The organism is Microbacterium schleiferi, from assembly GCF_015565955.1.
Taxonomy (GTDB): Bacteria; Actinomycetota; Actinomycetes; order Actinomycetales; family Microbacteriaceae; genus Microbacterium; species Microbacterium schleiferi_A.
Genome location: NZ_CP064760.1, coordinates 1,709,747 through 1,722,941 on the forward strand (window position 1 = coordinate 1,709,747; position 13,195 = coordinate 1,722,941).

Annotated in this window: 9 protein-coding genes, 1 tRNA gene, 1 other RNA gene and 1 pseudogene; 3 read left to right on the forward strand and 9 right to left on the reverse strand. The window is 66.2% G+C overall.

The genetic code is table 11. From position 1 onward, the window contains the following. Positions 1–50 precede the first annotated feature (50 nt). From IT882_RS08145 to IT882_RS08170, 6 genes are all read right to left on the reverse strand, one after another. Positions 51–407: a helix-turn-helix domain-containing protein gene (locus tag IT882_RS08145; protein ID WP_138172280.1), complete on the reverse strand. Its 357-nt coding sequence runs from the start codon at positions 405–407 to the stop codon at positions 51–53. Between the two features lie 77 nt (positions 408–484). Then, on the reverse strand, positions 485–1,807 hold the full coding sequence (locus tag IT882_RS08150; protein ID WP_102209677.1) for a tyrosine-type recombinase/integrase: 1,323 nt from the start codon (positions 1,805–1,807) through the stop codon (positions 485–487). Further along, complete coding sequence (locus tag IT882_RS08155) at positions 1,807–2,031, reverse strand: helix-turn-helix transcriptional regulator (RefSeq protein ID WP_102209750.1); 225 nt, start codon at positions 2,029–2,031, stop codon at positions 1,807–1,809. The genes IT882_RS08150 and IT882_RS08155 overlap by 1 nt, the downstream gene beginning before the upstream one ends. Positions 2,032–2,321: 290 nt before the next feature. Then, positions 2,322–5,315 carry a bifunctional [glutamine synthetase] adenylyltransferase/[glutamine synthetase]-adenylyl-L-tyrosine phosphorylase gene (locus IT882_RS08160; RefSeq protein WP_195691487.1) on the reverse strand — a complete coding sequence of 998 codons (2,994 nt, stop codon included), beginning with the start codon at positions 5,313–5,315 and terminating at the stop codon, positions 2,322–2,324. A gap of 17 nt (positions 5,316–5,332) precedes the next feature. Further along, on the reverse strand, positions 5,333–6,670 hold the full coding sequence (locus IT882_RS08165; RefSeq protein ID WP_195691488.1) for a glutamine synthetase family protein: 1,338 nt from the start codon (positions 6,668–6,670) through the stop codon (positions 5,333–5,335). 22 nt (positions 6,671–6,692) lie between these two features. Beyond that, positions 6,693–6,905 (reverse strand): SPOR domain-containing protein, encoded by a 213-nt coding sequence (locus IT882_RS08170; protein WP_195691489.1) that lies wholly within the window; start codon positions 6,903–6,905, stop codon positions 6,693–6,695. A gap of 72 nt (positions 6,906–6,977) precedes the next feature. On the opposite strand from IT882_RS08170, the gene ppgK reads away from it, so the two are divergent. Further along, positions 6,978–7,775 (forward strand): polyphosphate--glucose phosphotransferase, encoded by a 798-nt coding sequence (gene ppgK, locus IT882_RS08175; RefSeq protein ID WP_195691490.1) that lies wholly within the window; start codon positions 6,978–6,980, stop codon positions 7,773–7,775. Positions 7,776–7,805: 30 nt separating this feature from the next. Here ppgK and rnpB read toward each other — a convergent pair. The 3 genes from rnpB to IT882_RS08190 all read right to left on the reverse strand — a co-directional run bounded on the left by rnpB (position 7,806) and on the right by IT882_RS08190 (position 9,024). Next, positions 7,806–8,164: RNase P RNA component class A (gene rnpB / locus IT882_RS08180), an RNA gene on the reverse strand. Positions 8,165–8,219: 55 nt separating this feature from the next. Then, positions 8,220–8,981 (reverse strand): zinc ribbon domain-containing protein, encoded by a 762-nt coding sequence (locus IT882_RS17360; RefSeq protein ID WP_418887740.1) that lies wholly within the window; start codon positions 8,979–8,981, stop codon positions 8,220–8,222. Continuing rightward, positions 8,952–9,024: transfer RNA gene (locus IT882_RS08190), tRNA-Val, on the reverse strand. The genes IT882_RS17360 and IT882_RS08190 overlap by 30 nt, the downstream gene beginning before the upstream one ends. A gap of 209 nt (positions 9,025–9,233) precedes the next feature. Here IT882_RS08190 and aceE point away from each other — a divergent pair. After that, positions 9,234–11,963, forward strand: coding sequence for a pyruvate dehydrogenase (acetyl-transferring), homodimeric type (gene aceE, locus IT882_RS08195; RefSeq protein WP_195691491.1), 2,730 nt, complete (start codon positions 9,234–9,236; stop codon positions 11,961–11,963). A 10-nt stretch (positions 11,964–11,973) separates the two neighbouring features. Further along, a pseudogene (locus IT882_RS08200) lies at positions 11,974–13,190 on the forward strand (PucR family transcriptional regulator). Positions 13,191–13,195 lie beyond the last annotated feature (5 nt).

Here is a 13,195-nt window from a genome sequence, read left to right on the forward strand (position 1 = left end):
GAGTGACGGGCTTAGCGATGATGTTCGCGTCCAGGAGAACGCGCGTCAGCTCACTGATCGCCGAAGAGGTCGTCGCGGAGTTCATCGCGCGTCAGCTCCACGAGGTCGCCCATCGTCTTGCGCCAGTACCGCGCGAACTCCTCGTAGGGGATGCGATTGCGATTGCCGACCTTGACCGCGCGAATCTCCCCCGCCTTGATCTTCCGCGAGATGGTGGGACGAGACACGCCCATCGCGTCGGCGACCTGCTCGGGGGTCATCATGCGGCGCTTCGCCGTCAGCGTCACCGTCTCCCCATCGGCTGCCGCCTGCTGCACATATGCGGCGACCTGCTCCAGCCAAGCCGGGCGCGCCCCGGCGCTGGAGCGCACATCCTCCGGGTTGATCGTCAAGCTCGTCATGGTCATGACCCCATCCTACCTCCATCTGCACACTCTGGACAATACAAGTGTTCATACGGCATCCCCTTCTTGAGCCTTACAGTTCATGCGTCGATGCCCGCGAACGCCTCGTCGAGCGCGTCAGCCGCGACCTCGACGATGAGGTCGGGACGCTTCGCGTAGTGCCCTTCCGTGATGTCGGTACTGCTGTGCCCGAGCAGGTCGCGTGCGACCTCGACGCCAGCCGTGTCCGATACCGCGGCCGCGACCGCCTTGCGGAGACTGCGGAAGGTGAGATGCTCGGCGTCGACCCCGATAGCCAGCAGTTCCGGCTCGAACTCGCGGCGGAACATCCGGAGCAACTCGCCGACGGCGCTGGGGTCGCGCGGACGGCCGCGCTCGGTCGTGAACAGCACGTCGTCTGGATTCCGTTCGGGGTCGGGAACGTGGCTCGCCACGAGTTCGCTCAGTACCTTCGCTGCGAACTTCGGCACGCGAACCCAACGCTTCTGCCGCTCCGCTTTGGGCGAGTCCTGGCGAAACAGGCCGCGGGACTTGGTGCGAACCATCGTCCCGCCGACCCAGACGAGCGCCTCCATCGTGAGGCTTCCATCCGGTTGTTCCACCGCCTCGAACCGCACGTCCTGGAACCGGATCGCAATCGGTTCTGCCGTCCTCTCGGAGGTGCCGAGCGTGATGAGGATGTAGTCGGCGAGCAGCTTGTAGTTGGGCCGTCGGCCCACCGGATACCGCTTCCGGTGCCGCTCGGGCCACACCTCGCGGATGAGGTGGAGGATGTACTTGACCTGCACCGCGTCGAGTTCGAAGTACACCGTGTCCGGCTCGTCCGCTCGCCTGGTCGCACGGATCGGGTTCGCCATGACGACCGCTCCGTACCGTGTGTTCTGGATCGACCCGGCAGCCGAGAAGTGCCCCTGCTGGATCGCCCAGTCGAACATGAGCGACATCACGTTCCGAACCTTGTTCGCGGTCGTTACCGACTTCTCCCGTGCTACGTCCATGAGCAGCCCATCAGCACGGTCGGCGGTGATGTCGGCAATGGGGATGGCACCGGCGCGCGGGACGACATGCGCGCGAACAACCGATGCGTAGCCATCGACGGTCTGCTCGCGGCGCTGGCGCAGCACCCGCGGATCATCGTCGTGATACGCCGTCTTCAGCCACGCCTTCGCCAGCTCAGCGACAGTCATGACCTGTGCTCGTCGCGCCAGCACTCGACCGACAGCGACATCAGCAGCTTCCTGCAACGCCGTCAGCGCCTCAGCCTCGGTCGCTCCGCTGCCGCTGGGACGACGCTCCTGCCCCTGGCCGTCATAGACCCGCGCTCGCGCGATGACCAGTCCGCTCGGCTCGACCGTGTAGGTCACCTTGCCGAGTTCGCCGAGTGCGCGCTTCGGCCGCGCCATCAGTCGCCCGCCCTATCCGTCGGGGCCACGATCCGCCCAGCGATGAACGCCTCGACATCCTCATCGCGGTAGCGAACGTTGTGCGACGAGAGTGCGACGAACGGCAACCCGAGACCTCGGCTGCGCGCACGCTCTGTGCGCCAGTCAGCGAGCGTCCTGATCGGGATGCCCGTGTACTCCGCAAGCTCCTGCGGAGTCCAGAGGCGGGGGCGGTCGTCGCTCATACCAATGAGGTAGGCGGCACCACCCGCAGACCTCCAGCGAACCCCGTAGGACGGCCAAGAATCGAGTAAACGGACGGGTTCTCGGACCGCCGCAGTAGCGACCAACTCCATGCTCAACATCGCACTTCCCTGTATTTGCAGGGGAGTATGATCCTGTGGAACACCCTCCGGTTCTCAGATCCTCAAGCCGAGCTGTACTTCGGCGTCTGACCGGTCCTGAACGACAGAAGGCTCGCATCCGACCGGATGCGAGCCTTCTGTCGTTCCCGTTGCGCAGGCGCGTGGGCGGCTCAACCGTAGAAGTACTTCTCGAACACCCGCCGGGCACGGCGCGTCGCACCCAGGTAGTCCTCTTCGACCTGGGATGCCGAGTGCGGTGGGTATTCCAAGAGTCGAGCCAGGCCGTCGAGCTTGCGGCGATCCGTGGGCAACACGTCGCTCGTCTGGCCCGACAGCAACGTGTTTGCCGATCGCAATCTGCTCGCGAGAATCCACGCGTGCCTCAGGCGTTCGACGGCACTAGCGGGAAGCAGGCTGTGGGCGGCCAGGGCGTCTAGCGCCCGCAGGGTCGATGTGGTGCGCAGTTCGGGGACGGCGTGCGCATGCTGGAGCTGGAGCAGCTGCACGAGCCACTCCACATCGCTGAGAGAACCGGGGCCCAACTTGAGGTGCCGCGCCGGATCGACGCCCTGAGGCAGACGTTCGTTCTCGACACGAGCTTTGATGCGTTTGATCTCTCGCAGACCGTTCTCGTCGGCCGATGCGGGGTACCGGACCGCGTCGGCGAGATCAGTGAAAGCCCCGATCAGCTTCACGCTGCCGGCGACGCCCCGTGAACGCAGCAGAGCCTGCGCCTCCCACGACAGCGACCATCGTCGGTAGTAGGCAGCATAGGCATCCAGCGACCGGACGAGCGGTCCGGTGCGACCCTCGGGACGGAGGTCGGCGTCCAGATCGAGGGGCAGCCGCAGATCCTCAGAGTGCTGCCGTAGGCCGGCAACGAGTGCGTTCGCCAACTGGGAGGCGCGACCGTCCTCGAGGCCGTTGGCGCGGTAGACGTACAAGACATCAGCATCCGACCCGAAGCCGAGCTCCGCGCCACCGAATCGTCCCATGGCGATTACAGAGAAGTCGAGGGCGTCATCCTCGGGCGGCACGGCATCGCGTCGCACCGCCCGCAGCGTCGCCTGGATGGTGACCTCTGTGATGGTCGTCAGCGCGTCGGCGATCTCGTCGATCGACAGGATGCCGAGAACCCCGCCCATCGCGGTGCGCAGCACTTCTCGGCGACGCAGCGCGCGCACGGCCCGCGCCGCGTCCTCGATCGAACGGTGACGCGTCTGGATCGCGCGCGCCTCCTCTTGGAGCGCAACACCCGACCGAGGCCGCAGGTGCTCCTCGTGATCGAGCCACGCAGCTGATTCGGGAATCCACTCGACGAGCTCTCCGACATACCGCGAGCCCGAGAGCACGCGCGTCAGGCGCTCAGCTGCCCCCGTCGAGTCCCGCAGCATCCGCAAGAACCACGGTGTGTCGCCGAGGCGCTCGCTCAAGCGTCGGAACGAGATTAAGCCGTAGTCGGGATCGACGCCGTCCGCGAACCAACGGATCATCACGGGCATGAGATGGCGCTGGATCGTCGCCTTGCGGCTCAGCCCGGTCGTCAACGCCCGGATGTGGCGCAGGGCACCCGGAGGATCGAGGAATCCGATGGCTGCGAGCCGGTCGTGGGCCTGGTCCTCCGAGAGGGCGCGTTCTTCGGCGGGCAGCGCGGCCACCGCCGACAGCAGCGGCCGGTAGAACAACCGCACGTGGATGTCGCGGACTTCCCGCTTGATCGACTCCCACTGCGACACCAGTTCTGCACCGGTATCGGCCAGCCCCGTGGCCCGCGCCAACACACGCAGTTCGTCGGGATCGGTCGGCATCAGGTGAGTGCGCGAGAGGCGACGCAGCTGAAGACGGTGTTCCAGAACACGCAGCAGACGGTAGTCGCGTGCGAACGCTGCCGCGTCTGTCCGGCCGATGTATCCCTCGGCGACGAGAGCGTTGATCGCCGACAGGGTGCCTCGCTGGCGGATCGCCTCATCGCTCAGCCCGTGCACCAGCTGGAGCAATTGCACCGTGAACTCCACGTCGCGGATGCCGCCGGGACCGAGCTTGATCTGCTGAGCAACCTCGTCCTGCGGGATGTGGTCGGTGACGCGCTCCCGCATGCGTTGCACGCTGTCGACGAAGTTCTCGCGAGCAGCGCTGGCCCACACGCGCGGCTGCACGGCGTCGATGTACGCGTCGCCGAGCACCCGGTTGCCGGCGATCGGCCGCGCCTTCAGCAGGGCCTGGAACTCCCAGCTCTTCGCCCACCGCTCGTAGTAGGCCACGTGCGAATCGAGGGTGCGCACCAAGGCGCCCTGTTTGCCCTCGGGCCGGAGGTTCGGATCGACCTCCCACAGCGGCGGCTCGATTTCGACACCGGAGATCCCGCGCATCGTCTGCACAGCGAGGCGGGTACCGATATCGACGGCGCGACTCTCGGAGACGAGGGATTCGTCATCGGTCCCCGCGACGAAGATGACGTCGACATCCGAGACGTAGTTCAATTCGCGAGCGCCGCACTTGCCCATGCCGATGATGGCGAGCTGGGTTGCGTCGACCTGCTCGCGGGAGAACTGCCCAGCGGGCCCGTCCGTCGATATCCGGGTCCGGGCAACGCAAAGCGATGCTTCCAGCGCCGCGCCCGCCGCATCCGCGAGTGCTGCTGCCACGGCATCGAGCACCGCCTCCGGCGCAACGTGCGAAAGATCAAACAACGCGATGCGCGCGAGCTGGGTCCGATACGCGATCCGCAGGCGAACCCAGGCATCCTCGGAACCGTCGTCCGCGAAGCCGTCCTGCGCACCCACGGCGCTCAGAAGGGTCTCGCGGAGCTCTGTTTCTGAGGGAAGGGCGTCGGCGCCACCTTCGAGCTTCCCGATCTCACGCGGATGCCGGCCATAGAACTCGCCGAAGCCCCGTGAGGCGCCGAGCAGCAGCCAGAGCTGGGCCCACCGGCGTTCGTCAGATGCCGCGAGCCGGAGCGCGGCGGGATCTCGTCTCGCCACCCAGAGCAGTGCCTGCAGCGCCGCGTCGGGATCGGGGGCCGTTGCAGCAGGCGCCGCTGCCTGCGCACGGTCGATACCGAGGGTCTCGACGAGCTCGGCTAGTCCCGCATCAGCCTGGGCGAGTTCGCTGAAGCCGACCCGCGCCAGGTCGGTCAGACCCGTGGTCCGTTCGGTGGATGCCATCGACGGTCCCGGGAGAGTCAGAGCATCTCGAGATTGCTCTTCAGCTCGTACGGTGTGACCTGCGCACGGTACTGCTGCCAGTCGCGGCGCTTGTTCAGAAGGACGTAGTTGAAGACCTGCTCGCCGAGCGTCTCAGCCACCAGCTCCGAGTCCTCCATGTACTCGAGCGCGTGATCCAGACTCTGCGGCAGCGGCGCGTAGCCCAGGGCACGGCGCTCGGAATCGCTGAGAGACCACACGTTGTCTTCGGCTTCGGCGGGCAGCTCGTAGCCCTCTTCGATGCCCTTGAGCCCGGCAGCCAGGAGCAGCGCGTACGACAGGTAGGGATTGGCTGCGGAGTCCAGAGCGCGATACTCGACGCGGGAGGACTGGCCCTTATTGGGCTTGTACATCGGAACGCGAACCAGCGCCGAACGGTTGTTGTGCCCCCAGCAGATGAAGCTCGGCGCCTCATCGCCGCCCCACAGACGCTTGTACGAATTGACGAACTGGTTCGTGACGGCACTGATCTCGTTCGCGTGCCGAAGAAGGCCTGCGATGAACTGCCGTCCGACCTTCGAGAGCTGGTACTGCGCACCCTCCTCGTAGAAGGCGTTGGTGTCTCCTTCGAACAGCGACATGTGGGTGTGCATGCCGCTGCCGGGCTGGCCGCTGAGGGGCTTGGGCATGAAGGTCGCGTAGACCCCCTGCTCGATCGCCACCTCTTTGATCACCGTGCGGAACGTCATGATGTTGTCAGCGGTGGCAAGCGCGTCGGCGTACCGCAGGTCGATCTCGTTCTGGCCGGGCCCGCCTTCGTGGTGGCTGTACTCGACCGAGATCCCCAGGTCTTCGAGCATCCGCACCGACCGACGGCGGAAGTCATGCGCAGTGCCACCGGGAACGTTGTCGAAGTACCCCGCCGAATCCACCGGCTCCGGGCCCTCGGCACCGTAGGAGGAGGACTTGAGCAGGTAGAACTCGATCTCCGGATGCGTGTAGAACGTGAATCCGGCATCCGCGGCCTTTGCGAGAGTCCGCTTGAGGACGTGACGCGGGTCGGCCACAGCCGGCTGTCCGTCGGGCGTCGTAATGTCGCAGAACATGCGAGCTGTCGGGTCGATCTCGCCCCGCCATGGCAGCGTCTGGAACGTCGTGGGATCGGGGTGCGCGAGCAGATCCGACTCGTACGAGCGCGTCAGACCCTCGATCGCGGAGCCGTCAAAGCCGAGGCCTTCCGTGAATGCCCCCTCAACCTCGGCAGGCGCGACAGCCACCGATTTGAGGGTTCCGATCACGTCGGTGAACCACAGGCGCACGAACTTGACGCCGCGCTCCTCGATCGTGCGAAGAACAAAGTCCCGCTGCTTGTCCATGGAGGTCCTCTCGGTACGAACGTCAGTGGGCGGCAGTGCCGCCGGAGCCCCAGGAGTCCTCGCGGGCTTCGTCGTCGGACCAGGCGCGCGACCGCTCCTTCATGATCTCCGGTGCCCGAGCCGCCTCCTCTGCGGTATCGAACGGACCGGCGCGGTCGACCGCGGGCGACTCGAAGCCCTTCTCGACCTGACCGGTGGTCAGGTTGTACCAGTACTTCTCGGCATCAGCGGACACGTCTGCTCCCTCGGTGGGTTCCGTTGACTCGATCCTACTGATCCGAGCCGCGTGGGTGGGTAGGCTGATCGCATGGCATCTGACCTGACCCGAGCAGTGGGCATCGACATCGGCGGCACGGGAATCAAGGGAGGTGTTGTCGACCTCGAAGCGGGTGAGCTCGTCACCGATCGCATCAAGGTCCCCACCCCCGCGGGAGCCGAGCCGCCGGCCGTTCTGGAAGCCGTCAAGAAAGTTCTCGAGACGTTGGAGGTGGCCGACTCGGATATTCCGCTCGGTGTTGCCTTCCCGGCGATCGTGAAGAACGGCAAGACCCTCTCGGCCGCGAACGTCTCGGAGAAGTGGATCGGTTTCGAGGCCGAGAAGTTCTTCGAGGACGGTCTCGGCCGCGACATCCATTTCGCCAATGACGCGGATGTCGCCGGCGTCGCGGAGGTGCGCTACGGCGCGGCGAAGGGCGTGGAGGGACTCGTCCTGCTCACGACCCTGGGCACCGGCATCGGCTCGGCCATGATCTACAACGGCGTCCTGATCCCCAACTCCGAACTCGGTCACCTCGCACGGCCCGGCAAGGACAAGGATGCCGAGTACTACGCGGCCTACTCCGCCATGGAGCGCGAAGAACTCTCCTGGGCGAAGTGGGCTAAGCGGCTCCAGTGGTACTACAGCCACCTCGAGTTCCTCTTCTCGCCCGACCTGTTCGTCGTCGGTGGCGGCGTGTCGAAGCACCCCGAGGAGTTCCTGCCCCTGCTGAAGCTGAACACCCCGATCGTGCCGGCAGTGCACCGCAACAACTCGGGAATCATCGGCGCAGCAGCTCTGTCACTCGGCGCGATGCCCCAGCTGGCTCAGGCGACAGCCGCCGACTGAGCAGTTCGGCGCCGCAACGCGTCATCGGGACGAATGGGCCGGCCTGTACGCCGGGTTCTGTTCGGGAGCTGTCGCTCCGTCGACGGTCATCTCTCTCGGCGACGCGTTGCCGCGCCGCTCTAGCGGCCTACCCGGGGACTCGGCGAGCCGCGTCGTCATCCCCTGTCTGGCCTTGCTCCGGACGAGGTTTACCCTGCGGGTCGTGTCACCACGACCCCGGTGGTCTCTTACACCACCCTTTCACCCTTACCGGGACGAGCCCGGCGGTCTGCTTTCTGTGGCACTGTCTCGCGGATTACTCCGGGTGGGTGTTACCCACCGCCCTGCCCTGTGGAGCCCGGACGTTCCTCGGCGCGGCATTGCCGCGACGCGACCGTCCAGCCGACCCATTCGCACCCGCGAGTCTACGCGGCGGCACGAGCAGCGACGTGCTCCGGGCCGCGGTTACAGACCCGACTCTTCGGTGCGGACGAGGATGCAGCCGCACTCGGGGCATGTCACCACAGCCTCTGGCGCTGCGGCGCGCAGGGCGCTGAGATCGCTGCCCGCGAGAACCATGTGGCATCCACCGCACGTTTGACGTGTCAGCAAGGCTGCACCCGCGCTCCGCTGAGCGAGCTTGTCGTAAAGGCCGAGCAGGTCGGCGGATACCGTCGCGGCGACGGCCTCGCGGTCGCGGGAGGCTGCCGCCTCGTCAGCCTGGGCTGCCGCAACGGCGGACTTTGCCGCGGCGCTGAGCGAGGCGCCCTCCTCGTTGATCTCGCGCAGTCTCGCCTCAAGTCCGGTAACAATCTCTTCGGCGGCCTCCGCGCGCTCCATCGCGTCGAGATCGGCGTCTTCGAGATCACTCTTTCGTCGGGCCAGTGCCGCAAGCTCGTGTTCCAGATTCTGCGCTTCTTTGGCGTTGGCAGAGTCGGCCAATCGACCCGCATCGCGCGCAATGCGTGCTTCGACAACCTTGAGGTCGTCATCGAGCCGACGCTGCTCGGCGCGGACGTCGTCGACATCCCCCGGGCACGCACGAGTTCCTGGTTGAGCTCGGTCCGCGACTGCATCAGCTCCGACACCCGAGCTGCCTGCTCCGGAGACCGCGCGGCAGCTGCGGCGCTGCGGATTCGGGCATCGAGGGCAGCGACCTCGAGAAGACGCCGCTGGTCGTCCGGACTCGCATTCATGTGGGCCCTGCCGGGATCGAACCGACGACATCCACGGTGTAAACGTGGCGCTCTACCAGCTGAGCTAAAGGCCCTCGAGGCGAGTCTACGGGGCGGATGACGCATCCATCGTTTCCACCGACAGGCCCAGGGCGCCTCGACCGCTCCCACCGGATGCGGGAATCGCTAGGCTGGGTCGTGGTCTGCCGTACAGACACGCGCACGACCAGACCCTGCGGTGCTCACCCTGCAGCGCACGGCCGCCCGTTCGTGGCACACCCTGCCCGTCGAAGAAAGGTTTCACGTGACCGTCAACGATCAGGATCCGTACTCGCAGGGACCGCTCGACAGCGACCCCGACGAGACCGCGGAATGGCAGGAGTCCCTGCAGCAGCTCGTCTCGGCCAAGGGCCACGGGCGCGGCAGGGAAATCATGCTCAGCCTGTTGCAGACCTCGCATGAGCTCCAGCTCAACGTTCCGCAGGTGCCGACCACGGACTACATCAACACCATCTCCCCGGATGCCGAACCCGACTTTCCCGGTGACGAGGAGTTGGAGCGTCGTTACCGCCGCTGGATCCGTTGGAATGCCGCGATCACGGTTCACCGCGCACAGCGTCCCGGGATCGGTGTCGGCGGTCACATCTCGACCTACGCGTCCTCGGCGTCGCTGTATGAGGTCGGCTTCAACCACTTCTTCCGCGGCCCGGATCACGAATCCGGTGGCGATCAGGTGTTCATCCAGGGGCACGCCTCCCCCGGCATCTACGCCCGTTCCTTCCTGGAAGGGCGTCTGACCCAGGCGCAGCTCGACGGGTTCCGGCAGGAGAAGTCGGCGGCTCCCAACGGCATCCCGTCGTACCCGCACCCGCGACTCATGCCGGATTACTGGCAGTTCCCCACGGTCTCGATGGGCCTCGGCCCGATCAACGCCATCTATCAGGCGATGACCAACAAGTACCTGACCAACCGCGGAATCAAGGATGTCGGCGACAGCCACGTGTGGGCATTCCTCGGCGACGGCGAGATGGATGAGGTCGAAAGCCGTGGTCAGCTGCAGGTAGCTGCCAACGAGGGCCTCGACAACCTCACCTTCGTGGTCAACGCGAACCTGCAGCGCCTGGACGGCCCTGTTCGCGGTAACGGCAAGATCATTCAGGAGCTCGAGAGCTTCTTCCGCGGCGCGGGATGGAATGTCATCAAGGTCGTGTGGGGTACCGGGTGGGACGAACTGCTGTCCAAGGACACCGACGGCGCGCTCGTTCACCTCATGAACACCACCCCCGACGGGGACTTCCAGACCTACCGGGCGGAAGACGGCGCGTTCATTCGCGAGCACTTCTTCGGCCGTGATGAGCGCACCGCAGCCCTGGTGAAGGACTGGAGCGACGACGAGATCTGGGGCAAGCTTCGCCGCGGCGGGCTCGACTATCGCAAGGTCTACGCTGCCTACAAGGCTGCCGTCGAGCACAAGGGGCAGCCCACGGTCATCATCGCAAAGACCATCAAGGGCTACGGCCTCGGTCACCACTTCGAGGGCCGCAACGCGACCCACCAGATGAAGAAGATGACGCTCGAGGACCTGAAGCACTTCCGCGACTCGATGCGCATTCCGATCTCGGATGCTCAGCTCGAAGAGAACCCGTACCTGCCGCCGTACTACAACCCCGGCCCGCAGGACGAGACGATCCAGTACATGATGGAGCGCCGCCGCTCGCTGGGCGGTTTCCTCCCCCAGCGCCGCACGTCGCACACCGCGATCACCCTGCCGGGCGACGACGTCTATGCCCTCCCCAAGAAGGGATCGGGCACGCAGGAAGTCGCCACCACCATGGCCTTCGTGCGCCTGCTCAAAGATCTGCTGCGCGCCAAGGGCTTCGGCAACCGCATCGTGCCGATCATCCCGGACGAGGCACGCACGTTCGGTATCGATGCGTTCTTCCCGACGCAGAAGATCTACAACCCGCACGGTCAGAACTACACGTCGGTCGACCGCGATCTGCTTCTTGCCTACAAGGAGAGCCCGCAGGGCCAGATCATGCACGTCGGCATCAACGAGGCCGGCGCGCTGGCCGCGCTCACGGCCACGGGGACGTCCTACGCGACGCATGGCGAGCCGCTGATTCCGGTCTACGTCTTCTACTCGATGTTCGGATTCCAGCGCACCGGCGACGCCCAGTGGGCAGCCGGCGATCAGATGACGCGCGGGTTCGTGATCGGTGCCACCGCTGGCCGTACGACCCTGACCGGTGAGGGCCTTCAGCACGCTGACGGTCACTCACACCTGCTCGCGTCGACGAACCCCGCGACAGTCTCGTACGACCCCGCATACGGGTACGAGATCGCGCACATCGTGCAGTCGGGACTTGAGCGGATGTACGGCGGGCATCACCCCGACCCGGACGTCATGTACTACCTCACGGTCTACAACGAGCCGCTTGTTCAGCCGGCAGAGCCCGAGGGCGTGGATGTCGAGGGCATCGTGCGCGGCATCCACCGCATCTCCACCGCCGAAGGCGAAGGGCCCCGCACGCAGCTTCTGGCATCGGGCGTGGGTGTGCCGTGGGCCCTTGAGGCACAGCAGCTGTTGCGCGACGACTGGGGCGTGCAGGCCGACGTCTGGTCGGTGACCTCGTGGACCGAGCTGCGTCGCGATGGCCTCGCAGCCGACGAGCACAACTTCCTGCACCCCGAGAACGAGCCGCGACGCGCCTACATCAGCGAGAAGCTGCAGGACGCCGAAGGACCCGTCATCGCCGTGAGCGACTTCATGCACGCGGTTCAGGACCAGATCCGTCCGTGGGTCCCGGGGCACTTCGCAACGCTGGGCGCCGACGGCTTCGGCTTCTCGGACACACGTCCGGCAGCGCGGCGTTTCTTCAAGATCGACGGCCCGTCGATCGTCGTGCGGACTCTGCAGGCGTTGGCCGAGGAGGGCGCGGTCGACCGGGCCCTGGCTGGTCAGGCGATCCGCAAGTACGACCTGCACAACGTCAAGGCGGGCACGAGCGGGAACGCGGGCGGGGAGAGCTGACGCCTCGACCATGACCGCGCATCCCACCGACAAGGCCGAGACGCTGGCGTGGCTACGCCGCATCTCGGGGGATCTCGCGACCGCGACGATCCAGCGACTCGAACAGAGCCTGCCCTGGTATTCCGAGATGCCGCCGGCGCGTCGCTCGGCGGTGGGCCTGGTCGCCCAGGCGGGTATCACGTCGTTCATCCAGTGGTACGACGATCCCCAATCCACACCGTGGATCGCTGCTGACATCTTCGCTGCAGCTCCCCGCGAGCTGTTGCGCAGCGTGAGCCTGCAACAGACGCTGCAGCTCATCCGGGTGTCGGTCACCGTGACCGAAGAGCGGATCGCGAGCAAGAGCGAGAGCTTGCGTGAGGCGATCCTGCTCTACTCACGAGAAGTCGCGTTCGCGGCGGCTGACGTGTACGCACGAGCTGCCGAAGCCCGCGGCCTGTGGGATGCGCGTCTCGAGGCGCTCGTGGTGGACTCGATCCTCACGGGCGAAACCGACGAGGAGCTGCCGAGTCGGATTGCCGCGCTCGGCTGGCACGGGCATGGCGAGGTCGCCGTCTTGGTGGGCACGACCCCGCCGCAGTTCGATGTCGACCAGTTGCGCCGCACAGCCCGCAAGCTCGGTGTGGATGTGCTCATCGGTGTGCAGGGATCGCGTCTCGTTCTCGTGATCGGACGGTCGGAGGCTTCTCCCCGATCGGACGACGCTGAGCAGGATCTGCCGTTCCCCGAGATCGCTCGTCGCCTTGAACCCGGGTTCGGACCCGGATACCTCGTCCTCGGCCCCGCCGTCCCGGCGCTGGTCGACGCGAGCATGAGCGCTCGCGCAGCGCTCGCGGGCTTCGCGGTGGCCCGCGCCTGGCGCCACGCGCCACGTCCCGTGGAGGCAGATGACCTCCTCCCGAGCGTGCCCTCGCCGGCGATCCGTTGGCCAAGCAGACGCTGATCGAGCGGATCTACCGGCCGCTTCACGCGCACTCCACGGATCTCGTGACGACCCTGTGGAGCTACTTGGACAACGGGCGGTCGCTGGAGGCCACCGCCCGAGAGCTGTTCGTCCATCCTAATACTGTTCGGTACCGCCTCAAGCGCGTTTCCGAAGTGATCGGTTGGGATGCGACGGGCCCCCGCGAAGCGCTCATTCTGCAGACCGCACTGATTCTGGGATCCATGGGAACAGAGTCGGTTCGTCGTCGCTCAACCGCGTTGCACCGTCGCGTATCAGCCTGAGCGTG